We start from the raw sequence: 24,165 nt of genomic DNA, 5'->3' as shown, positions 1-24,165 counted from the left end.
TCCCAATAAACCATGACACCCACTCTACTCCGCCCCCACGCCGAAGACTTGTACGCCGAAGAACTGGCCGCGCTGAAAGCCGCGGACAACGACCGCCCCAAACCGCCGGGCTGGCACCTCTCGCCGTGGGCCGTAGTGACGTATCTGCTGGGCGGGAAGCTCGATAACGGCTTCGAAATCGAGCCCAAATACATCGGCCAGCGGCGGCTGATGGAAATTGCCGTCGCCACCCTGGCCACCGACCGCGCCCTGCTGTTGCTCGGCGTGCCCGGCACGGCCAAAAGCTGGGTGAGCGAGCACCTCACCGCCGCCATCAGCGGGCACACCAACCTGCTGGTGCAGGGCACTGCCGGCACCGCCGAGGACAGCCTGCGCTACTCCTGGAACTACGCCCGCCTGCTCGCCGAAGGGCCCTCTATGAGCGCGCTGGTACCCAGTCCGCTCTACAAAGGCATGGAAACCGGCCAGCTCGTGCGCATCGAAGAGCTGACGCGCATTCCGTCCGATGTGCAGGACACCCTGCTCACCATGCTCTCCGAAAAGGTGCTGCCCATCCCCGAGCTGAGCACCGAAATCCAGGCCCGGCAGGGTTTCAACGTCATCGCCACGGCCAACGACCGCGACCGCGGCGTGAACGAGCTCAGCAGCGCCCTGCGCCGCCGTTTCAACGCCGTGGTGCTGCCCCTGCCCGCCACCCTGGCCGAGGAAGTGCACATCGTGCAAACCCGCGTGGCCAAGCAGGGCCAGGCCCTGCAGCTGCCCGTCGAAGCACCCGCGCTGGAGCAAATCAGCCGCCTCGTCACCATCTTCCGCGAGATGCGCCAGGGCGTGACGGACAACGGCAAAACCAAGCTCAAGAGCCCCAGCGGCACGCTGAGCACCGGCGAGGCCATCTCGGTGATGAACTCTGGCCTGGCCCTGGCTGCCTACTTCGGCGACGGCACCCTGCGCGCCCACGACCTGGCCGCCGGCCTGATGGGGGCCGTCATCAAAGACCCCGCCCCCGACCGCGTGGTGTGGCTTGAATACCTCGAAACCGTGGCCAAGGAGCGCGAGGGCTGGAAGGATTTGTACCGCGCCTGCCGGGAGGTGATAGAGTAAGTTTTATAGAATCGAATACAGTATTTATAGCGTATATTTATTTTCAGAAGCTAACATAATGAATACCGTATCTAAGGGAGATGCTTTCGAGGAAAAATCGCATCAATTAATTGAATCAGCAATTCAAAAGGGTGAACTAGGCATTTTGCCTAGTGCAGCAAAGCTATTCAAGAAGAAAGGATACTTTTCTCAAAAACGAGGAGAGAATATTATCTTTGATTTGACCATTGAAGTATGGCTTCCCAACGCTGAAACCTATGCATACCTATGGATTATAGAGTGCAAAAGTTACTCAAGCAGAGTTCCAGTAAATGATGTTGAGGAATTTGAGAGTAAAATCCGTCAAGTTGCTGGCCTAAATGTTAAAGGTGTACTGATAACAGACAGCACATTTCAATCTGGTGCATTCAGTGTGGCGCGGGCAAATGGCATGATGCTAATTGAAACTAATGCCGAAGGATATAACATTGTTCTACAAAGAATCGACCGTAGAATTAGCCTACTGCCAGATGTTAATACGCCCCGAAACGAAAGGTCGTTCGAAATTGATATCACGGGCAAGATGCAGTTATTTTTCCTAAATCTATTCGTACCTGACAACGAAAAAGTGTACGGTTTACAACATTTAACACCTGTCAGGATTCAAGAACTTGCTAATAATTTACTAATCGAGTACGAACCCGCAGAATTACAAAAATGCATGCCACTGGATTTGGATAGATTCATGGATTTTTTATCTAAAAAATTTGGGCTGCAATTAAATACCAGCACATCGTTAGGCCTAGACGTGAATTTCAATCGAATACTAGGCAATATCGATTTGGAAGAGAAAGTAATTTATATAGAGCCTAATATAGTAGACACCCCTCGTTTTGCTTTCGTGTTAGCGCATGAAATCGGTCACTTTATACTTCATAGCAACCTCAAAATAAATCAGCAGACATACCAAAATTTTGAAGATTCTTCCTTTGATACTTCAATAGGCAGATACAGACTGGTGAATCCTAAGCAATGGATTGAATGGCAAGCCAACGTCTTTGCATCAATGCTTCTAATGCCAGAAAATTCTATTCGAGTACGGTTGATTTCATATCAAATGCATATCGGCATTAACCATAACCGAGGATTCATTTTTAGAGACAACCAGCCAGTTAACCGCCGAGATTATGCAACCTACTGTTACGTATTTAGCGCTCTATTTTGGCGTAAGCAAAAGCTCAATAATTTATCGTCTTAAATCGTTAGGTGTTTTTATCACTTCTAATCCTTTTTTTGGATGGGTCATCAATCGTGGTAATATTCTTACAAGAAGAGGATAGTTTTTCCCATTGGCCGCAGCACAAGCCTTTTGCAAAAACAATCTGTAAGGGTAGCCGGCCGCCCGCGTCCGTCCCAACGGCCCGCCGGTAGCGCGGCTGTTTGCTTCCCTCCTTTTCTATGCCCGATTTCGACGCTATTATCATCGGCGGCAGCTACGCTGGCCTTTCCGCCGCGATGGCCCTGGGCCGCTCCCGCCGCCGCGTGCTCCTCCTCGATACCGGCCGGCCCTGCAATCGCCAGACGCCCCATTCCCACAACTTCCTCACCCAGGACGGGGCCACGCCGGCCGCCCTCCATGCCCAGGCCATCAAGCAGGTGCTGAACTACCCGAGCATCGAATTGCGGGCCGAGGAGGCGACTACCGCCACCGCCGTTTCGGGCGGCTTCGAGATTGGAACGGCGGCTGGGAATAGCTTCGCGGCGCCCAAGCTGCTGCTGGCTACCGGCGTTATCGACCTGCTGCCCGCCCTGCCCGGTTTTGCCGAGTGCTGGGGCATTTCGGTGCTTCACTGCCCCTATTGCCACGGCTACGAGGTGGCCGACCAGCGCCTGGGCGTCGTCGGCAACGGCGACGTGGGCTTTGAGTTTGCCCGCCTGATTCACAATTGGTCGCCGCAGCTCACGCTATTCACCGACGGCCCCTCCACGCTCAGCCCCGCCCAGCAACACGTGCTGGCCCGCCACGGCATCACCGTCGAAGAAACGCCGCTGGCCGGCATTGCCCACACCCAGGGCCAACTGCAAGCCGTCCAATTGGCCGATGGCACCGCCTACCCCCGCGATGCCGTATTTGCCCGCGTGCCGTTTGAGCAGGCCGGAACGCTGCCCCGGCAGTTGGGCTGCGCCTTCACGGAAATGGGGCACGTGCAGGTCGATGACTTCCAGCGCACCAACGTGCCCGGCTTGTTTGCGGCCGGCGATGCTACCACGCCCTTCCGGGCCGTTTCGGCCGCCGTGGCCGCCGGGGGCAAGGCCGGTGCTCTCATGAATATGGAGCTAATCGCCGAAAATTTTTAGTAAGGCGCGGCGCGGGTTGGGTGGGGCGTTGTTCATTTGCAGCCCTGCCCAACCACCGCCACCCCGCCATGCCCACCCCCGACCTCCGCCTGTTCGGCATTCGCCACCACGGCCCCGGCAGCGCCGCCAGCCTAGTGGCCGCCCTCGACGCCTTCCGGCCCGACATCGTGCTGCTGGAGTGTCCCGCCGATGCCGAAGCCGCCCTGGCCACCGCCACACACCCGGAGCTGCTGCCCCCCGTAGCCCTGCTGGTGTACAACCCCAAGCAGCAAGGCCAAGCCTCGTTTCTGCCGTTTGCCGAGTTCTCGCCCGAGTGGCAGGCGGTGCAGTGGTGCTCCCGCAACGGGGCGCATGTGCGCTGCATGGATTTGCCAATGAGTTTGCGGTTCGGGATGCGGGACATCCTGACGAACGTCTCACCCCCCGGCCCCCTCTCCGGTGGCGAAGGGGAGCCTGACGAATTAGAAATTGAGCCCATAGCAGATGGCGAAAAGGAGTTGTCCGTCTCCCTCTCTCCACCGGAGAGGGGGCCGGGGGATGAGGCGAACGCAGAGGTTGACACCGACCCCGTGGCCTACATCGCCCGCCTGGCCGGCTACACCGACTCGGAGCAGTGGTGGGAAACCCACCTCGAACACGCCCCCGGCCACGCCGACACCTTTGCCGTGGTGCTGGACATGATGACGGCCTTGCGTGAGGAGCTGAAGCGCCCCGAAACCGAGGAAACCTTGCTTCGCGAAGCCTTTATGCGCGAAACTCTGCGCGCCACGCTGGCCCAAGGCTACCCACGCGTGGCAGTGGTGTGCGGGGCCTGGCACGCCCCAGTGCTGCAGGCCGAGCTGTTCAAAAAGGAAGACAAAGCCCGCCTGAAGGGCCTGAAAAAGGTGCCCACCGAAACCACCTGGATTCCGTGGACCTATGAGCGGCTGTCGTTCAGCTCGGGCTACGGGGCGGGCGTGCTCTCGCCGGCCTGGTACGAGCTGTTGTTTGCCCAACCTCGCGAAGAAGTGCTGACGCACTGGATGGTGCAGGCCACCCGCCTGCTGCGCGGGCAGGACGTGGATGCGTCGTCGGCCCACGCCATTGAGGGCGTGCGCCTGGCCGCTGCGCTGGCCGCCGTGCGCGGGCTGGCGCTGCCGGGCATCGACGAGCTGCAGGAAGCCGCCGTGGCCATCCTGGGCGGGGGCTATGCCGAGCCGCTGGCCCTGGTGCATAAGGAGCTGGTGATTGGCGTGAAGCTGGGCGAGGTGCCCGCCGGCCTGCCCGCCACGCCCTTGCAGCAGGATCTGGCCCAGCAGCAGAAAACCCTGCGCCTCAAGCCCGAAGCCATTTCGAAAACCCTGGACCTCGACCTACGCCAGCCCGCCCAGCTCGACCGCAGCCACCTGTTGCACCGCCTGCGCCTGCTCGACATCAACTGGGGCGAGCCCGAGAAAGTGGCCGGCAAAAGCGGTACTTTCCATGAAATCTGGACGCTGGAATGGGAGCCCGAAATGGCTCTGGCCGTGATTGAGGCCGGCCGCTGGGGCAACACCGTCGTCACCGCCGCCGCCGCCCGCGCCACCGCCCGCGCCGCCGAAGCCATCAGCCTCGAAGCCGTGAGCCAGCTGCTGGAAGAGGCTTTGCGTGCCGACCTGGGTCCGGCTATTCCGGCGCTGGTGGCCCGGCTCGAAACCATCGGGGCCGGCACCCGCGACGTAACGCACCTGCTGGCCGCCCTGCCCCCGCTGGCCCAGGTGCTGCGCTACGGCAACGTGCGCCGCACCGATACCGCGCAGGTAGCCCGGGTGGTGCAGCAGCTGGTGCCGCGCCTGTGCATCGGCCTGCCCGCCGCCTGCGCTGGCCTCGATTACGAGGCCGCCAAGCCACTTCTAGCCCAAATCGAAGCCACCCACCAGGCCATTCGGCTGCTGCAAAATGACGCGCACGAAGCCGACTGGTACGCCGCCCTGGCCGCCGTGCAGCGCAACACCGCCACCAACGGCCTGCTGGCCGGGGCCGCCGCCCGCCTGCTATTCGACGCCCAAAAAGCCGATGCCGCCGTCACGGCCGTCACCCTCGGCTTGGCCCTGGCCCCCGCCCAGCCCACCGACTACGCCACCGCTTGGATTGAGGGCTTCCTGCGCGGCTCGGGCCTGCTGCTGATTCATCACCGCGAGTTGTTCGACCTGCTCGATACCTGGCTGGGCGAGCTGAATGAGGACACCTTCCGCGAAGTGGTGCCACTGCTGCGCCGGGCCTTCACCGATTTCTCGCTGCCCGAGCGGCGGCAGATTCTGGAAATTGCCAGCTCTGACACCTCGGCTTCGGCCGTGGCAGAGGCGGAGGATTTTGACTGGGAACGCGGGGCGCGGGTGCTGCCTGGGCTGCGGGTGCTGCTGGGCAGTTATTAACGGCTGCTTTCTTTGCTCAGTATGAACCTGACTGCCCACTACGATGCCATGCGCCAGGCCGCCGTGCACCAGCTGGCCCGGGGCGAAGCGGAGCTGGATAGCCTGCTGGATTCGCCCCTCGACACGCGGCGGGGCATCACGCTGCTGGCCCGGCCTCCGGCTGCCGTCACGGCGCGCATCGGGGAAATGCTAACGGATTTTCGGCGCATCGAACCCAACCAGTATTACTACCCGACCTCTGATATGCACGTCACCATTCTGTCGATAATTTGCTGCTATCCGGGCTTTACGCTGGATTTGATTGACCCAACCGCCTATCAAAACGCCGTGCGGACCATTGTGCAATCAAGCGCCCCGTTTTCGATACGCTTTGCAGGGCTAACGGCCTCGCCGGGCAGCCTTATCGTGAAGGGCTTCCCGGTGGGCGACGGGCTGGAAAACCTGCGGACGGCCATGCGCCGCTTTTTCCGCAGCGCTGGATTGCAGCATTCCATCGACCAGCGCTACAGCATTCAAACGGCCCATTCTACGGTTCTGCGCTTCCGGAGCCCGCTGCAAAACCCTGCGCGGCTGCTGGAGAAGCTGGCAAATTATCAGTCGTATTTTATCGGCTCATTTGAGATTGACGCGGTGGAATTGGTTTACAATGACTGGTACCAGCGCGCCCGCAATACCGTATTGCTGGGAAGATTTCCGCTCGGGGCACCGGCTCACCCCCACTCCTTTTCACCCGCTGCCTAACACTCGCCATGTCCGCAAATTCTTCCCGCTGGAAACTCGTCCTCGGCAGCGCCGCCGATGCGGAAAACGCCGTGCAAATGCCGCCCGATTACGGCCGAATGGACGACGTGCTCACTGCCCTCTACGACGGCGATAAGGCCGACCGCAAGGCCGGCCTGGGCGGCTCCGCCCCGCGCGTGAGCCGCTGGCTGGGCGACATCCGCGAGTATTTTCCCACCGAAGTGGTGGCCGTGATGCAGCAGGACGCCATGACGCGCCTGGGGCTGAACCAACTGCTGCTGGAGCCCGAAATTCTGCGCACGGTGCAGGCCGACGTGCACCTCGTGGGCACGCTGATGTCCTTGAGCCGGGTGATGCCGCAGAAGGCCAAAGCCACCGCCCGCGAGGTCATCACCAAAGTAGTGCGCGAGCTGGAAAAGAAGCTTAGCAACCCGCTGCGCCAGGCCGTGCAGGGCGCCCTGAGCCGGGCCGTGCGCAACCCACGCCCCCGCTACCACGAAATCGACTGGGGCGCGACCATCAAGGCCAACCTCAAGCACTACCAGGCGGCGCACAAAACCGTGATTCCCGAGCGGCTGGTGGGTTTCGGTCGGCGGGGGCAGGCCCTGAAAGAAATCGTGCTCTGTGTGGACCAGAGCGGCTCCATGGCTTCCTCGGTAGTGTACGCGGGCGTGTTTGGGGCGGTGCTGGCTTCGCTGAAAGCGGTGAAAACGCACATGGTGGTGTTCGACACGGCGGTGGTAAACCTGAGCGAAAACCTGCACGACCCCGTGGATTTGCTTTTCGGCGTTCAACTCGGTGGCGGCACCGATATCAACCTGGCCCTCAGCTACTGCCAACAGCTCATCACCCGCCCCACCGATACCGTTCTGGTCCTCATCACCGACCTTTACGAAGGCGGTAACGAAAAGGAAATGATAAAGCGCGCCGCCGCCCTCAAAGCCGCCGGGGTCAACATCGTGGTGCTGCTGGCCCTGAGCGACGACGGCGCCCCAAGCTTCGACCGCCGCGTGGCCGAGCAGCTGGCGGCACTGGAGATTCCCAGCTTCGCCTGCACGCCGCCCAGGTTTCCGGAGCTGATGGCCCGGGCCATTCAGGGGCAGAAGCTGGAGGTCCTGTAGCGTGGACGCTGCGACCCTGCACGTGCGCCAGACGAACGCACACGTTCTGCCCGCAGCATAGCGTAAGGGGGCCGTTTTGGGACTATCAACATTTCGACTCGACCCGGAACCCGCCCAGCGGCAAACCCAGGAAATCGGCGTACTGCCGGCTCGCACAGGCCACGGCGTCTGCCTCCAGCGCCTTGTCGAAAAAGCTCGCCACAACATCCACCACGCCCTTTTTAACGGCCCGTTGCCAGGTACCAACTATTTGTCCATCCACTACCACCATTGGCTTGAACACGCCGTTGCCGCCGGGCACGACTTTCGCCGCGTGCTCCTGGGCCAGCACCGCCCGCCGGTCCTTGTAGCCGAGCAGGTATTCATCGAAGCCCGGCAGCAGCTGCACGGCATTTGTGGGAGCAACAACCGGCATTTCTTCTGCCGAAAACCAATACAGTTGCTCTTCCACTTTTGCTGAAACCAAGCCGGGCTGCACGGCTTCGAGGCCCTGCCGGGCATCGGCCAGGGTGAGGCCGGCCCAGTTGGCAAAGTCGTGCACGGTGGCCGGGCCGTGGCTTCGGAAATAGCGCCGGGTCAGCTCTGCCAGGGCTTCTTCGCGGTCTAATTTTCGCGCATTCGGCACCCACTCGTCCAGCAGCACGAAGGTTTGCTGCCGCTCCAGCTGCGGGCCGAAACAAATGTGCCCCAGCTGCGCCGTGTGGCCCAATAAATGGTAGCCGCGCTGCCCCTGCGTGCTGATGCCGGCTTGCTCCAGGGCCTGCATCATCCCGGCTCTGGTCAGCCGCCGGCCCCCGCACAGGGCCTCGTAAAACACGGTTTTGCTGCGTTCGATGGTGGTCTGGTCCAGTTCCAGCTGGCGTAGGCGGGCAGTCAGGCCCCGCAGCACCCGGGGGGCCAACAGCCGCACCATCCAAGCCGCGTCTTCGGCCGGCACCAGGTGCATGGTGCCCCGCATGGGCCAGGTGAGCACGAGCTGCCCATCGGCCAGGGCCTGCTCCACGGCAGCCAGCGCGGGGCGCAGCGTGCGCAGGCCAACCGCCCACACGGCCTGGCCGTAGTCCTGGGCTTGCAGCGCGCCCATCCAGCGCACTACGGCGGCCGGGTCGGGGCATTTCTCGCCACTGATGCGCTGGTTGAGCAGGCGCAGACGGGCAATTTCGGGATGGGTCATTGTGGTGGACGTTAGGGTAGCCGGGCTAATCACAAAGTTTATGCGCAGACTCCGACCTTTGCCGGGCAATGCTTTTGCTGGCGCGCACTTATTGCAGCCGAATTGCTGCTGGCCGCGGCTCAAGAAACGAATGAAACTTACCCGCTACTGGTTTGAATTCGCGGAGCCTACTCCATCTCCATTCCTACGCTCTTTCGGAATTACGGCTTGGGCTTACGATGATGCCTTTACTATCCTGAGAAGTAGCATTTCGGATTTTCACCAACTGCTGCTAATTAAAAACATTAGCGACGTTGACATTAGCACCCTCGACCCCAATCACGTGATGCCCAATATGAGCAATTGCTCCGTAAGAGGAATCTGGTTTCCTAAGGGCTACCAATAATCGACTATTTACCCGTCTTCGTTGTTACCAATTACAACGAACTCAACCCGCATTCTTTTGTCCGATACCACCCCCACTTTCGCCCCCGTCGACCCCTACGCCATCGAAAAAGAACTGCGCCAGGTGCAGGCGCTGATGAAGCTGGAACAGCAGGAGGACCTGGAACAATTCAAAATCAAGAACGCCAAGGCCAGCATTGCCGAGCGGCAGCAGCGCGGCCTCACCTGGTACCCCGTCACCATCACGCAGGAAGACATTGGCTTCGGCGGCAAGGTGGTGCTGGAGCTGGAGCGGCCCGCCGGGCAGCAAGGCCTGCACCTGTTTCAGGTGGGCAAAAACGCCTCGTTGTTTGGCAACGTGCCCGGCCGCTCGGCCACCGACCGGCCCACCCTGAGCGGCGTGATTACCAGCGTGCGGCGCAACAAGCTGCTGCTCGCCACCACCAAGGAAGACCTGCCCGACTGGGTAACCGAAGGCCACAAAATGGGCATCGACCTCACTTTCGACGAGGTGAGCTACCGCGAGATGGACTATGCCCTGGGCAAGGTGATGGGCGCCTACGGCGACCGCCTGGCCGAGCTGCGCGACATCCTGCTGGGAGCCAAAGAAGCCCGCTTCCGCGAGGAAAAAGCCACCGACCTTTTCTACCCCAGCCCGCTCAACGACTCCCAGCTGGCCGCCGTGAAACACGTGCTGGCCGCCAAGGACGTGGCCATTATCCACGGCCCGCCCGGCACCGGCAAAACCACCACGCTGGTGCAGGCCATCCTGGAAACCATCCGGCGCGAGCGGCGCGTGCTGGTGTGCGCCCCCAGCAACACGGCTGTGGATTTGCTCACCGAAAAGCTGGCCGAGCGCGGCGTCAACGTCATTCGAATGGGCAACCCCTCGCGGGTTTCCGACCTGCTTTTGGAGCACACGCTCGATGCGCAGGTGATGGCCCACAAGAGCTACAACGAGATGCGCTCGATGCGCCAGACGGCCGACCAGTACCGCGAAACCGCCAGCAAATATGTCCGCAACTTTGGCTACGAGGAGCAGCAGCACCGCCGGCACCTGAAGGAAGAAGCGCGGATGCTGTTTCAGCAGGCCGATGATTTGGAGCGCTACATCACCGAAGATTTGCTGGAATCGGTGCAGGTGATAACGTGCACGCTGGTGGGCGCCAGCAACCGCAACATTCGCCACCTCACCTACGAAACGGTATTCATCGACGAAGCCGCCCAGGCGCTGGAGCCGGGCTGCTGGATTCCGATTGCCAAGGGCAACCGCGTGATTCTGGCCGGCGACCACCACCAGCTGCCCCCCACGGTGAAAAGCGACAAGGCCGGCGCCCTGCGCGAAACACTGTTCGAGAAGGCCATCAAGCGCCAGCCCACTACAGCCCGCATGCTCACGGTGCAGTACCGCATGCACGAGCAAATCATGCAGTTCAGCTCCGACCAGTTCTACGACGGACGGCTGGTGGCCTACGACACCGTGGCCCACGCTGGCCTCGATGCCTACGACCTGCGCTTCGCCCCCGACCTGCCCGTAGAGTTCCTCGACACGGCTGGCTTTGGCTTCCAGGAAATCACCATCCCCGAAAGCCGCTCCACCGCCAACCCCGAGGAAGCGGATTTGCTCCTCAAGCGCCTGGCCCAGCTGCTGGAACCCTACGACCCCGCCGACCACGAGGAAGACCCGCTCAGCATCGGCGTAATTGCCCCCTACCGCGCCCAAATCAACTATTTGAAGGACGCCATTGAGGAAAACGACGAGCTCAGCGGCTTTATGCAGCACCGCCAGCTCAGCGTGGGCACCGTCGATTCGTTCCAGGGCCAGGAGCGCGACATCATCGCCATCACCCTCACCCGCAGCAACACCCACGGCGAAATCGGCTTCCTTTCGGATATCCGCCGCATGAACGTGGGCATGACCCGCGCCCGCAAAAAGCTGCTGCTCGTCGGCGACTCTTCAACGCTAAGTGCCCATCCATTTTTCAAGGCGCTGATTGAGTACGTGGAGCAGATTGGGGGATATCGGACAGCTTGGGAACTGCAGGATTAAGAACCGGGTAAAGAAACGGTCATTCCGAGTTTGCCGGGGAATTCCGGAATGACCGTTTCCTTCTTAAAAACCTTTCCCTCGCCTTGCTACCTTGCAGCATGAAGCGCCTGTTGGGTTTTGTTTCCTGCGCCAGCCTGCTGCTGGCCGCCAATGCTGCTGCGGCTCCCATTACCGGGGCCGACAGCATCCGCCAGCTACACCGCTGGCCATTGGCCACGCAGCTGCATTTGGCCGGGACGCGGCTGCTGTCGGAGGCGCGGGTGGCAGCAGTTACCGAACAGGTGCAGCACTCCGACAAGCGCCTGCCTCGCGCCGTGCAGTTGGAGCTGCTTGGAAATCTGGCGGGCTTTTACATTCACGAAAGCCAGCCCAGCCTGGCCATTGCCCGGCTGCTTGAAATGCGCCAGCGGGCGGGTATTGATTCGGTGCACGCCGGCCATGCGGCCATGTGGCTGAGCTACTGCTACCAGCAACTAGGGCAGCCCCGGCTGGGGCTGGGATACGGCCGCGAAGCCGTGCGCGTGTTGCCCCGCCGGGCGACCGACTACGCCGTCAAGCTCGGCCAGGCTTACCGCATTCTGGCCGACTGCGCCCGAATGCTGCCCGACTACCCGCTCGACACCCACTACATGCGGCAGGCGCTGGCCATTGCCCGCCGCGCCCACGACATCCCGCGCATGGCCGTGGCCCTTACCTACCTGGGCGAAACCGAGCGGCTGTCGCAGCATCCGACGCAGGCCGCGGGACTGCTCGATTCGGCCCGGGCGCTGTATGATGCCCGCCCCTATCCTGACCTACTGGTGCTGGAGCAGGAGCTGGCCGCACGGCTGGCCCTGCGCCAGGGGCACTACCAAGCGGCCGAACGCGAGCTGGCCGTGCTGCAGCCGCTGATTGGCGTGGAACCGCTGTGGGAAACCGACGTGCTGACGCTGCTGGTGCCGGCCCTCACCGGGCAAGGACGCTACCGCGAGGCACTGGCCAATCAGCAGCGCCTGCAAACCCTGCTGGCCACCCGGTTTGAGGAAAACGCCAACCGCCGCGCCCAGGAGCTGCAGATTCGCTACGCCACGGCCCGGCGCGAGCAGGAGCTGAACCGGCAGCGCCAGCGCATCACGCTGCTGCGCACGCAGGCCCAGCTGCGCACGGCGCAGTATAGCCGCCGGCTGGCCCAGCTAGGTGCCGCCACGCTGGCGGGCGTGCTGCTGCTCACGCTGGGCCTGCTGGCCTTCACCAGCCGCCAGCGCCGCCTGCGCATCGAGCGCGAGGAGCGGCTGCGCAACCGCATTGCCGCCGACCTGCACGACGAAGTGGGCACCCTGCTCACCCGCGTAAACCTGCAGGCCGACCTGCTCAGCCAGGAGCAGCCCCATCCCGCCCTGGAGCGCCTGCTGGGCAACAGCCGCGCCGCCGCCGGCACCATGCGCGACATCGTGTGGGGCATCGACGCCCAGTCGGACACCGTGGGGGCGCTGCTCGACCGCATGCGCGACCACCTCGACCAGACTGCCGCCCCCGCCGGCCTCAACACCCACCTCGCCACCGACGGCCTGCCCGATACGTTGCCCCTGCCGCCGGAACTGCGCCAGCACCTCTACCTCGTGTTCAAGGAAGCAGTGACCAACGCCGCCCGTCACGCCCGCCACGCCACCGACTTGTGGGTGAGCCTGACGCGGGCCAACGGCCAGCTCCGCCTTGTAGTGCATAACAACGGGCAGGCACCAGCCACCGCCTCACGCAGCGGCCTGGGCCTGCGCAGCATGCGCCAGCGTGCCGAAGCCCTGCGTGGCACCCTGACCGCCGGGCCGGAGCCGGAGGGCGGGTTTCGGGTGCGGCTGGTGGTGCCGTTTTAGCGGCCAACTTGATTCCAGAACGTCATGCTGAGCGGAGTCGAAGCATCTCTACCGCAGCAGTAATCCACACGAATGGGGTAGTTGCGTAGTAGAGATGCTTCGACTCCGCTCAGCATGACCGTTCTTTTCAAACCTCAAAAACCAGTTCTTACAAATGCCCGCGGGCGTGCCGGCTCATTAGTTCGGTGCGGCTGCTCACTTGCAGCTTTTTGTAGATGCGCTTGACGTAGGTGCGCACCGTTTCGGGCGATAAATCGAGGCGGGCGGCCACCTGCTTGTCGCCCAGGCCGTCGATGATGGCCTGCACCACGTCGCGCTCGCGGGCCGAGAGCAGGTCGGGTTGCACCGAGGGCGAGGGCTTGAAGTGGGCCAGCACCTTGCGGGCCACGGCCCGGCTCATGGGCGCGCCGCCCCGGTGCACTTCAAGCACGGCGGCTTTGAGCTCGGGCAAAGGCGTGTTTTTGAGCACGTAGCCGCTGGCCCCGGCGCACAGAGCCTGGTAGATGCGGTCGGCGTCGTCGAACACGGTTTGCATGAGCACGTCGGCCTCGGGCAGGCGTTGCTTGATGGTGGGCAGGGCCTCGATGCCGCTGAGGCCGGGCAGGTGCACGTCGAGCAGCACCACCTGGGGCGGCCGGAACAGGTCGGGGAGCTGGCGCAGGAAGCTTTCGGCCGAGTCGGCCAGCAGCACGCAGTCGAACTCGGGCTGCTGGCACAGGTAGCCGTGCAGCAGCTCGCGCACTTCGGGGTCGTCTTCGACCAAAGCCAGCCGGATGGGATTCATGAGGGCAAAGGTCGGGCAAGCAAAACGGCCGGCCAACCCGCGCCTACCCCCCAAATGCGGTACAAGCCGGCTTGCAATGGCGCTGAAACGCCGCCATAGGTTTGCAGTCGAATCAGCCAAGCACCAGGTTTGGCTGCGCATCCGATTTTATTCATTCCATTTCCCGCTCTATGAAAAAGCATTTACCCTTTCTGTTTTCGTCGCTGCTGGCACTGCCCGCGCTCGCGCAAACGCCCATCACGCTCACCCAGGCAAATTTTCCGGCGGCGGCCGGCACCCAGGAGCAGTACCGGGATGCCACCGCCCCCAACGGCCTGACCAGCCCCACCACCGGGGCCAATCAAGCCTGGGACTACCGCACGCTCACAGCCACCGGCGCGCCCTACAGCCTCGTCTACTTGCCCGTACCGGCCAGCGGCGGCATCGCCGGGGCGCAGTGGACGCGGGCGCGCCAGGCCGTCATTGGTAGCCTGGCGTACAATTACACGGCTTATCTGAGCCTGGCGGCCACCGGCCGCCTGGGTCTGGGCCGCACCGTGATACGCCAGCCGCGTTCTATTCAGGCCTTCACGGGCGGGGCCAACGACTCGGTGGTGATTAATGCCCAAACGGTACGCTACGGCACTGGCACGGCGGGTATCGTCGATTTTCCGCTGCCGCTCACGGTGGGCAGCCGCAACCAGACGTTTTTCCGGTTTGGCGTCACGGGCACGCTCACGGTGGCGGCGGCCAGCCTCAACCGGGTGCCTTTCCGCATTGTGCAGCGCTACACCTACGTCGATTCGGTGGCGGGCTGGGGCACGGTGCGCATTCCGGTGGCGGGCCGCAGCACGGGCTCCGGCCCGCTGCCAGCCCTGCTGGTGCGCAGCCGCATTATCCGGCAAGACAGCGTGTACCTGAACGGCGCGCCGGCCCCGGCCATGCTGCTGGCTGCGTTCGGCATCACGCAGGGAGCCGCTTCGGTCAACTACTACGACGCTTTCTGGCGCACGGGCTCGGCCCAACCGCTGGCCGAACTCTTCTACGACAACCGCCAGTACGGCACGCCAACTTTTGCCGATTACTCCACCGAAAGCACCGTGCTGGCCACGCGCGCCTCATCGCCACTGGCCGAAAGCTGGCACGCCTGGCCCAACCCGCTGGCCGCCGGGCAGGCGTTGCAGCTGGCCCTGCCGGGGGCACTGCCGGGCCTGCCGCTCCAGCTCACGATTCAGGATGTGCTGGGCCGCACCGTGCTCACCCAGTCGCTGCCACTGACGGGTGGTGCGGCCACGTTGTCCGCCGCGGCCACCGAGGCGCTGCAGCCGGGGCTATACCTGCTCACGCTGCGCCAGGGTGCGCAGCAGGCCACCAACCGCCTGCTGCGCGAGTAGCGAAGGGTTGGTTTTGTCGTAGAAACGCAATATTGTGCGTCTCGTCGTTGCGCAAAATCGAACGGCCCTGCCCCGAGCAGTTCAACGGCGAGATGCAAAATGTAGCATCTCTATACCCTCTGACAATGCCCCTCCGGCTACTGGAGGGGCGTTGCTGATTTTGGGCCAGGCCAAATTCTGGCCCGATACCCCCAATTGCGGTACAGGCAAAAATTGTGCGGGGCGGCAGGCCGCGGGAAGTTTGTAGCCGGAAATCGGTGCGTGGCGAAAGCACGGCCGCTTGTTCCGGCTTCAATCCTTCTTTCTTATGCGTAAACTTCTACGGTATTCGCTGGCGCTGAGCGCTGCTTTCGCCCTCCACCACGCCGCGCAGGCCCAGACGGGCGGCGTGGGCATCGGCACTGCCACGCCTCATGCCTCGGCCCTGCTCGACGTTACCTCCACCACCAAAGGCCTGTTGCCGCCGCGCCTGAGCCAGTCCCAGCGCGATGCCATTGCCGCCCCGGCGGCGGGCCTCACCATCTACAACACCGATACGGGCAAACTCAATACCTGGAACGGCTTTTACTGGGTCGAAGCCGTGCAGGGTTTGTCGGCCGGTGCCACCGCGCCGCAGGTGCTGTCCTTTGGCTACACCGGCGCCTCGCAAACCTGGACCGTACCGCCCGGCGTCACCAGCCTGCAAGTAGATATGGCCGGCGCCCGCGGCCGCACCATCGATAACTGCTCCAACTGCTACCGGGGCGGCGCGGGCGGACGGGTGCAGGCCACGCTGGCCGTCACGCCCGGCCAGGTGCTCACCATCGTGGTGGGCGGCGACCGGGGCTACAATCCCAGCGTGCTTTACCAGGACGGCGGCTACAACGGCGGCGGGCGCGGCAGCGAGCCCGGCGGCGGCGCCACCGACATCCGCATCGGCGGCACGGCCCTCTCCGACCGGGTGCTTGTGGCGGGGGGCGGCGGCGGCTCGGGCTTTTACGCCCGGGGCGGCCCCGGCGGCGGCCTCACGGGCGGCACGGGCCTGGTGCCCACCAGTGGCAACCCAACAGGAGCGCCCGGCACGGGCGGCACGCAAACCGCCGGTGGCACCGACGGCACCCCGCCGGCGCAGTTTTGTTATTGCAGCTCCATTCCGGCCACCCTGGGCCTGGGGGCCAGCATGGACGGCAACGGGGCCAGCCACGGCGCGGCGGGCGGCGGCGGCGGCTACTACGGCGGCGGGGCCAGCTACGGCAACGCGGGCGCGGGTGGCGGCAGCTCCTACGCCGACCCCAACAAAACCAGCAACGTAACGCATACGCAGGGCTACCGCAACGCTGCCGGCTACGCCACGCTCACCTTCAGCTTTCAGCCCGAAGCACCAGTCATCAGCCTCAACAACGCCACTACCTCGCAAGCGGCGGGCAGCGTCATTTTCAGCGACGGCAGCAAGCTGGCGGGCAACGCGGGGCAGTTTTATTGGAACAATTCGACTGCACGCCTGGGCGTGGGCACCAACAGCCCACAGGCGGCCCTGCACGTAGCCGGCGACGCCCGCATCGGCGGCCTCGGCGGTGGCGGCGCGCGCATGGTGACAACGGACAACAACGGCCAGCTCGGCGCCCAGGCCCTGCCCACCGACGCCCAGCAGCTCAGCATCAATGGCCTCACGCTTAGCCTGACCAACGGCAATTCAGTGAACCTGCCCGCCGGCGCTGATAACCTGGGCAACCACACCGCCACCCAAAACCTGAACCTGGGCACCAACCAACTGGTGGGCAACGGCGGCGGCACGGGCCTGGGCGTGAGCAGCACCGGCGGCCTGCTGGTACCCGCGGGCGTCATTCAGCGCGGCGGGGCGGCCATCACCGGCACCTCCGATTTGGGCCTGTACTCGCGCCTGAGCGGCAACTTCCTGCGCCTGGTGACCAATGCGGCCCCAATCCGCTTTTATTCCGACGACAACACCGGCACCACGCCCAACGTGAGCTTCGAAAGCAACGGCGACGTGGGCATCGGCACGGGCAACAACACGCCCGCCAACCGCCTCGACGTGCAGACGACCGCCGGCCGCACGGGCACGCACGCGACGGGCCGGCCGCTGTACGTGACCGGCAACTTCGACGAGGCCGCGGGCGGGGCTGAATTTCGGCACTACAATGGCACGCAGGGCGTGGGCATCGGCTACAACTCGCTCTACGCCGCCGGCTCCAACTCCGACCAGCCCCTGAACCTGATGCCCAAGGGCGCGGGCGGCGTGGGCATCGGCACCACCAGCCCCGGCGCGCTGCTCGACGTTAACGGCAGCCAGCTGGTGCGCGGCAGCCTGGGTTTCGGGGCCGCCACGCGGCAAATGGTGAACCTGTGGAATGCCGACTACGGTATTGGCATTCAGGGCGGCACGCAGTATTTCCGCACGGGCGAGGCCTTTGCCTGGTACGCCGGCGGCTCGCACAACGACAACCAGTTCAACGCCGGCGGCGGCACCACCCAGATGGTGCTCAAGAACAGCTTTCTGGGCGTGGGCGCGGGCTACACCAGCACCGGGCCGCAGGCGCCGCTGGAAATCCGGCGCGACAACGCCAGCCCCTACCTGCTGATGCACGACCCGAACGACTCCTGGTTTTCATTTGGCATGGACCAGGCCGACGGCTTCAAAATCAAAATCAACGGCGGCAACGGCTTTGGCAATGACAACAAGCTCACCATCAGCGGCAACAACGTGGGCCTGGGCACCACCAGCCCCGCCTTTCCGCTCGACGTGCAGACGACGCCCATCACGCCCGCCAACTTCAACTACGGCTACCTCAACGGCAGCGGCCAAACCGGCTACGGCAGCAACAACACCGGCCCGGTAAGCATTCGCGCCACGGGCCGCATTCTGGCCACCGAGTTCAACGCCACCTCCGACCGCCGCCTGAAAAACGTCATCGGCCTGAGCGATAACGCCACCGACCTGGCCTTGCTGAACCGCCTGCGCATTACCGACTACACCATGCGCGACCGGGTGCAGTACGGCACGCGGCAGTTCAAGAAAGTCATTGCCCAGGAAGTCGAGCAGGTGTTTCCACAGGCCGTGAACCAGCACGTCGGCTTTTTGCCCGATGTGTATACAAATGCTGTAAAAGCAGAATTGCAGGCCGATTCGCTGCTCGTGCTCACCCTGCCCGCCGCCACGGCCGCTCAAGCGGGCCAGCGGGTGAAGCTCATCGCCAAAACCGGCGAAGCAACCGGCACGGTGAAGGCTGCCAGTGGCATCACGCTGGTGGTGCGCGGCGTGCGGCAGCTGGCCGGCCAGGCGGTGTTCGTCTTTGGCCTAGAGCACGCCGACGTGCGCACCGTCGACTACGAAGCCCTGGCCATGCTCAACGTGAGTGCCACCCAGGAACTGGCCCGCAAGGTAGCCGCCCTGGAAGTCCAGAACGCAACGCTGAAGCAGCAGAACCAGCAGCAGCAGCAAGCCCTGCACACGCTGCACACCGAAACCACCGCCACCACTGCCAGCCTCGCCGAGCGCCTCAAGGCCTTGGAAAATATGCTGGGCGCCAAAGCCGAAGCCAAGTAATAATGCAGAAGTCGACTTCCCTGGCCGCCGTCCTGATCCTGGGGGTGGCCGCTGCCCAGGCTCAGGACCTTACCAACATCGGCACCCAGCTCACCGTGGGCCCCGGCGCTACTCTCACGCTGCCCGGCAGCCTCAGCAACCAGGCTGGCGCTACGCTGACCAACAACGGCACTGTGCAGGTGGCCGGCAACCTGACCAACGCCGGCACCATCGCGCCCGGCACCGGCAGCGTGGTAATGGCCGGCAGTACCGACCAGACCCTCACGCCCGGCGGGGCCAGCCTCGCCAACCTCGAAGTGCGCAACACCGGCGCACTGGGTCAGAACCGCGTGCTGCTGCCCACTAACCTCACCGTAACGCAGCAGGTGCAACTCACCAGCGGCCTGCTGCGCACCGCCCCCACCGCCACCCTGCTCCTGCCCGATGGCGCGACCCTCACGGGCGAAGCGTCCGGCCGCTACGTGCAGGGCAACCTGCGCGTAGACCGGGCCAACGTAAGTGGCAGCGCCTCGGTCGATTTTGGCAACGGTTTCGGGCTAAATCCCAACAGCAACACCCTCGGCACCGTGCGCGTGACGCGCACCGCTGGCCTGCAAACCGCCGGCCTGAGCTACGGCCAGAACCCCGCCAACGCCAGCCAGAAAGGCATCGACCGCGTCTGGACCGTGGTATCCGACCAGCAGCCCACCACCCCCGTCGACCTTGCCCTGGCCTGGCTGCCCGACGACGATAACGGCCTGACATTTGGCCAAGCTCAGGTGTGGCGCATGCCCGACAACAGCGCCGCCTGGCAGGCCGCGGCCCCCCCCGCCAGCGGCGCGGCTCGCACCCTCACGGTGAGCACCGCCGGCCTTTCGCGCTTCACGGTGAGCAACCTGGCCAACCCGCTGCCGGTGGAGCTGCTCAGCTTCACCGCCGAGCGCCAGGGCCCCGACGCGCTGCTGCGCTGGACCACCGCCTCGGAGAAAAACAACGACCATTTCGAGGTCGAATCCAGCCCCGATGGTCGCACGTTTCAGCGCATCGGCACGGTGGTGGGCCAGGGCAGCAGCACCCAGCGCCACGACTACTCGCTTCCCGACCCCAACCTGACCCGTTACGCCGCCGAGCTGGTGTACTATCGCCTGCGCCAAGTGGACCGTGACGGCACTTTCAGCTACTCGCCCGTGCGTACCGTGCAGGTACCCGCCACCGGAGGCTTCGCTGTGCAGGCCTACCCGCAGCCCTTCGGCTCCGAATTGAACCTGCTGCTCCGCACTACGGAGGCTGGCCCGGTTATCATCGTGGTGCTCGACGGGGTGGGCCGCACGGTGCTCCGGCACGAGGCGGCGCTGGTGCCTGGCAGCAATACGCTGCCGCTGCCCGAGGCCGCCGTGCTGGCTTCGGGTGTGTACGTGTGCCGCATCAGTCACAATGCTTTTCATCGCACCGTTAAGATTATACGCGAATAATTATGCTTCAATAACCAGCCTCCGGCCCAAGCATAAGCAGCCGGTCTCAACCACAAAAAAGAGGCGCCGGGAAAATCCCCGCGCCTCTTTTTTGTGACTATTAGCGTTTTAATTCACTCTAATCCTGAGCGCAGCACAACCGCTTGCTACCGGCCGCCGGGCGGGCAATTTTCCTTCAGAAATTTGGTGTAGGTAGCGGCCAGGTGCTTGCTGGTACCCTCGCCCTCCGAGATGCCGTGCGTGCGGTTGGGGTAAGCCATGAGCTGAAAGGTTTTGCCGTTTTTCACCAGCTCGTTTATCATCTGCTCGGCGTTGTTGTAATGCACGTTGTCGTCACCGGTGCCGTGGACGAGCAGCAGGTTGCCGCGCAGGTTTTTGGCGTGGGCCAGCGGCGAGTTGTCCACGAAATAATGCTTGTCTTCGGGCAGCAGGCCCATGTACCGCTCCTGGTAAATGTTGTCGTAGTTGAGCTGGTTGTCAACCGCCGCAATGGAGATGCCGGTTTTGTAAATCTTCGGGTACTGAAACAGCAGGTTCAGCGTGGAGGAACCGCCGCCGCTCCAGCCCCACACCGCCACGCGGCTGGTGTCGACCCAGCTGTTTTTGAACACTTCCTTAGCGCCCATGGCCTGGTCGCGGATGTTGAGGCTGCCCAGGTTGTGGTAGATGGACTTACGGAACTCGCGGCCGCGCGGAGCCGGAGCACCCCGGTTTTCAATGGAGGCGTAGATGTAGCCGTCGTCGGCCATGCTGCCCTGGTAGAGGCGGTTAAAGCCTGTGCCGAAGTTATCGGTCACCGTCTGGCTGGCCGGCTCGCCGTACACCATGAACACGATGGGGTATTTCTTGGCGGGGTCGAAGTTGGTGGGCTTCACCATCCAGCCGTCCAGGGTCACGCCGTCGGCGGTTTTCACCTGGAAAAATTCGGTCTTCGGCAGCTTCATCTTCTTGGCCTGCTCGGGCAGTTCGCCGCCGCTCAGGCGCTGGTGCGCAGGCAGGGCCACCACGTCCGATACCGGGTAGCTGCTGGCGCTGGCGTAGCGGTGCAGGGCCACCTTGCCGTTGGGCGACACTTCGTAGGTGTTGGTGCCGCTGAGGGCGGCGGGCGTCACGCGCTCGGCCTTGCCGCCTTTCAGCGGCACCTTGTAGAGGTAGCGCTGGGTGGCGTTGGTGGGCGAGGCTAGGAAGTAGATGGTGCCGGTGGCCTCCGAAATACCTTCCACGCTGATAACGTCGTAGTTGCCGGGCGTGAGCAGCTTCTCTTTGCCGCTGCGGTCAATCTGGTAAAGGTGACGCCAGCCGTCCTTCTCGCTGGCCCACACAAAGCTTTTGCCGTCTTTCAACCAGTCCCAGCCCACGGGCTCGTCCTTGGCCATAATCCAGGCCTTGTCGGTTTCGGTGTAAATGGGTTTCACCGCGCCGGTGGCGGCGGTGCAGAGCATGAGCTTGCTCTCGTTCTGGCGGCGGTTGAGCTGCTGGATAATCAACTCATTGGCTCCGGCCCATTCCATGCGCGGAATGTAGTGCTGCACGGCGTCGCCGGGCACGTCCATCCACTTCGTAGCGCCGCCGCTCACGGCCACCACACCCACCCGGCAGCGGCTGGGGTCTTCGCCCACCACAGGGTACTCCACGGGCACCGTGAACGGGTACAGCGCGTCCGTGGTGTTCAGCATCAAGTAATTGCGCGTCTTGTTGGCGTCGAGCTGCCAGTAGGCCAGGTGCTGGCCGTCGGGGCTCCAGCGGAAACCGTCGCGGCAGTCCAGCTCCTCCTCGTACACCCAATCAAAAGTGCCGTTGATGAGCTTGTCGGTGCCGTCGGTGGTGAGCTGGGTGATGGCGTGGTCGGCCAAGTTTTCCACGAAGAGGTTGTGGCCGCTCACGTAGGCCACCTTGCTCCCATCGGGCGAAAACTTGGCAAACATCAGCGACGACTCCGGCCGGCCCTTGCCCAGCTGTGTCAGCTGCTTCGTGCCGGTGTCGTACACCCAATAATCGCCGCGCGTATCGTAGCGCCATACCTTTTTGGTGTTGGTATTGAGCAGGATAAGGCGACCATCATCGGACAGCGCCACGCGGCGCACGCCTAGCGGGGCCGTTTGGCCGGCGGGCGTGAGCTGGCGCTTGCTGAGCAACGTGCGCACCTTCCCGGGCTGGCGAATGTCGAGCTGCACCACCGAGTCGGGGCGCACCTGCAGGTAGCCGTAGCCGTCTTTGGTCCATTGGGTGCCGGGGGACTGGGCCCAGGCGGCGGCTGTGGTTAGCAGCGAAAAGGCCCCGGCCAGAGCGGCACGGCGGGCAAAAAGTTGAATCATGCGGGAATAGATGAGAACGAATGCAATAAGTTGCAACGCCAAATTTACCCTCTTTTTCCAGCAAAAATCCCCACCGGCGGACGCCAACGGGGATTTTTGCTGGAAGTAACGGCGGCCCTGAGTTACGGCAGGTCAATTACCGACATCGTGTGCGGTGCGTCCGATTTCGAGTTCACAAAATGCTTTTCCGGCTTGTCGAAATCAGAGATATACAGCCGCTTGCCCTTCAGCAGCACTTCGGCCGGCTGGTCGAGCTTGCCGCCTGTGCCGTCGGTATCACCGTTTTGGGCCAGGGTGGTCACGGCGTTGCCGTTGCGCAAATCCACGATTTCGATGGCGTTTTCACGCGAGTTGCAGAGGTACATTTTATCAGTCGCACGGTCGATAATCAGGCCATCGACGCAGGGAATAGCTTTGCCTTTGAGCTGCAGGGTTTCCTGCTTGGCCAGGCTGCCATCGGGCTTTAACGAAACCTTGTACAGCTTGCCGTCGCCGAAGGAACCCGTGTAAAAGTTGCCTTTGCTATCGTAGTCCATACCATCGGCGCCGTTGTCCACGCCGGTTTCATTCACCGTCGTCGTGAACGTGGCCAGCACGTGCGGGTCCATGGTTTTGGGCTTGAGGTGCACGGTGCCCTTGTTCAGCTCGGCCAGCGAAAATTTAAGTATGGCGCTGCCTTTGTCGTTATCGGGCAGGTCCCACTGGCTGTCGGTCACGTAAATCGTGTTGCCTTTCCAGACCACGGCGTTGGCCAGCGCGAAGTTATCGACCACCGTGGTGATGGCCCCGGGCTTGCCGTTTTTCATCGTCACCTTCATCAGGCGCGATTTGAAATCCTTGCTGTTTTCGTACTGGTTTTCGGCGTAGTAGAGGTTGCCATCGGGACCGAAAGCCAGGTCCATTGGGGCCGCTTTTTTGGTGGTGGGCTCCACGGGCAGGTTGGTGGCGAAGGGTTTGATGGTCATGCCATCAATCTCCATCAGCGAGGCCGGCTGGCTGTTGTCGGCCAAGTTGGGCACCGAGAGGATGAGGTGGCCGTTGGGGGCCAGCGCCAGGCCATCGGGCGTGTTGTGGGCGTCGTCGAGGGTGAAAAGCAGTTGCGGGCTGCCGATGGTGGGCACCGAGTCGGCTTTGGCCACGGGGGCGGCCGCTGAGTCAGTTTTCACCACGGCTTCCTTGTTCACGGCTTCGTCCTGCGTGGTGGGCGGGTTGGATTGGCAGGCGGCCAGCAGGCTGCCACTCAGCAGCGCGGCAGCCAGCGCTTGGTGCGATTTATTGCGCATTTGGATTTGGAGTTGAAAGGAAAGCTGGGATTAGAAAGCACTGCCTTCGGGTACGCGCCACGCCTAAGCCAGGTTATTCGGCCCACCGTCACGGACCGGTTCTGAATGGCTTGCGCAAGGCGTAAAACCGGATGAAGCCTTTGCATCCTCACCAAAAAGTCATTTGCACAGGCTCCTCACTAGGTGTACCGTGGCTACTGACCTTCAAGCGCTAGCCAGCATCACCAAAAAATGCCCGAATTATTTGTCCGGACTATGCCTAAC

Annotated in this window: 15 protein-coding genes; 11 read left to right on the top strand and 4 right to left on the bottom strand. The window is 63.2% G+C overall.

Going from position 1 to position 24,165, the window contains the following annotated elements:
• The first annotated feature begins 12 nt into the window (after positions 1 to 12).
• The 6 genes from I7X13_RS03135 to I7X13_RS03110 all read left to right on the top strand — a co-directional run bounded on the left by I7X13_RS03135 (position 13) and on the right by I7X13_RS03110 (position 7,693).
• Positions 13 to 1,101 carry an ATP-binding protein gene (locus I7X13_RS03135; RefSeq protein WP_198074314.1) on the top strand — a complete coding sequence of 363 codons (1,089 nt, stop codon included), beginning with the start codon at positions 13 to 15 and terminating at the stop codon, positions 1,099 to 1,101.
• Positions 1,102 to 1,159: 58 nt separating this feature from the next.
• Entirely contained in the window at positions 1,160 to 2,338 is a 1,179-nt protein-coding gene (locus I7X13_RS03130) for an ImmA/IrrE family metallo-endopeptidase (RefSeq protein WP_198074313.1), read from the top strand.
• 200 nt (positions 2,339 to 2,538) lie between these two features.
• Positions 2,539 to 3,438: an NAD(P)/FAD-dependent oxidoreductase gene (locus tag I7X13_RS03125; protein WP_198074312.1), complete on the top strand. Its 900-nt coding sequence runs from the start codon at positions 2,539 to 2,541 to the stop codon at positions 3,436 to 3,438.
• 68 nt (positions 3,439 to 3,506) lie between these two features.
• Positions 3,507 to 5,831 carry a DUF5682 family protein gene (locus I7X13_RS03120; protein WP_198074311.1) on the top strand — a complete coding sequence of 775 codons (2,325 nt, stop codon included), beginning with the start codon at positions 3,507 to 3,509 and terminating at the stop codon, positions 5,829 to 5,831.
• Positions 5,832 to 5,852: 21 nt separating this feature from the next.
• Complete coding sequence (locus I7X13_RS03115; RefSeq protein ID WP_198074310.1) at positions 5,853 to 6,572, top strand: 2'-5' RNA ligase family protein; 720 nt, start codon at positions 5,853 to 5,855, stop codon at positions 6,570 to 6,572.
• 8 nt (positions 6,573 to 6,580) lie between these two features.
• Entirely contained in the window at positions 6,581 to 7,693 is a 1,113-nt protein-coding gene (locus tag I7X13_RS03110) for a VWA domain-containing protein (RefSeq protein WP_198074309.1), read from the top strand.
• Positions 7,694 to 7,778: 85 nt separating this feature from the next.
• On the opposite strand, the gene I7X13_RS03105 is transcribed toward I7X13_RS03110, so the two are convergent.
• Positions 7,779 to 8,867 carry a winged helix DNA-binding domain-containing protein gene (locus tag I7X13_RS03105; protein ID WP_198074308.1) on the bottom strand — a complete coding sequence of 363 codons (1,089 nt, stop codon included), beginning with the start codon at positions 8,865 to 8,867 and terminating at the stop codon, positions 7,779 to 7,781.
• A 442-nt stretch (positions 8,868 to 9,309) separates the two neighbouring features.
• Between I7X13_RS03105 and I7X13_RS03100 the strand changes: the two genes are divergently transcribed.
• Positions 9,310 to 11,301 (top strand): AAA domain-containing protein, encoded by a 1,992-nt coding sequence (locus tag I7X13_RS03100; RefSeq protein WP_198074307.1) that lies wholly within the window; start codon positions 9,310 to 9,312, stop codon positions 11,299 to 11,301.
• A gap of 98 nt (positions 11,302 to 11,399) precedes the next feature.
• Positions 11,400 to 13,151 (top strand): sensor histidine kinase, encoded by a 1,752-nt coding sequence (locus I7X13_RS03095; RefSeq protein ID WP_198074306.1) that lies wholly within the window; start codon positions 11,400 to 11,402, stop codon positions 13,149 to 13,151.
• 148 nt (positions 13,152 to 13,299) lie between these two features.
• Here I7X13_RS03095 and I7X13_RS03090 read toward each other — a convergent pair whose 3' ends face one another.
• Positions 13,300 to 13,935, bottom strand: a complete 636-nt coding sequence (locus I7X13_RS03090; RefSeq protein WP_198068300.1) for a response regulator transcription factor — start codon at positions 13,933 to 13,935, stop codon at positions 13,300 to 13,302.
• 170 nt (positions 13,936 to 14,105) lie between these two features.
• On the opposite strand from I7X13_RS03090, the gene I7X13_RS03085 reads away from it, so the two are divergent.
• From I7X13_RS03085 to I7X13_RS03075, 3 genes are all read left to right on the top strand, one after another.
• The gene (locus I7X13_RS03085) at positions 14,106 to 15,308 is read left to right on the top strand and encodes a hypothetical protein (RefSeq protein ID WP_198074305.1); all 1,203 of its coding nucleotides are present in this window, start codon (positions 14,106 to 14,108) and stop codon (positions 15,306 to 15,308) included.
• A gap of 307 nt (positions 15,309 to 15,615) precedes the next feature.
• Positions 15,616 to 18,852 carry a tail fiber domain-containing protein gene (locus tag I7X13_RS03080; protein ID WP_198074304.1) on the top strand — a complete coding sequence of 1,079 codons (3,237 nt, stop codon included), beginning with the start codon at positions 15,616 to 15,618 and terminating at the stop codon, positions 18,850 to 18,852.
• 2 nt (positions 18,853 to 18,854) lie between these two features.
• Positions 18,855 to 20,303 carry a T9SS type A sorting domain-containing protein gene (locus I7X13_RS03075; RefSeq protein ID WP_198074303.1) on the top strand — a complete coding sequence of 483 codons (1,449 nt, stop codon included), beginning with the start codon at positions 18,855 to 18,857 and terminating at the stop codon, positions 20,301 to 20,303.
• A 146-nt stretch (positions 20,304 to 20,449) separates the two neighbouring features.
• On the opposite strand, the gene I7X13_RS03070 is transcribed toward I7X13_RS03075, so the two are convergent.
• Complete coding sequence (locus tag I7X13_RS03070; RefSeq protein WP_198074302.1) at positions 20,450 to 22,618, bottom strand: S9 family peptidase; 2,169 nt, start codon at positions 22,616 to 22,618, stop codon at positions 20,450 to 20,452.
• 122 nt (positions 22,619 to 22,740) lie between these two features.
• The gene (locus tag I7X13_RS03065; RefSeq protein ID WP_198074301.1) at positions 22,741 to 23,901 is read right to left on the bottom strand and encodes an SMP-30/gluconolactonase/LRE family protein; all 1,161 of its coding nucleotides are present in this window, start codon (positions 23,899 to 23,901) and stop codon (positions 22,741 to 22,743) included.
• Positions 23,902 to 24,165: the final 264 nt, after the last annotated feature.

The organism is Hymenobacter negativus (genome assembly GCF_016056375.1).
GTDB lineage: Bacteria > Bacteroidota > Bacteroidia > Cytophagales > Hymenobacteraceae > Hymenobacter > Hymenobacter negativus_A.
The sequence above is the reverse complement of the archived record's forward strand: the minus strand, read 5'-3'. Positions and strand labels throughout refer to the sequence as shown.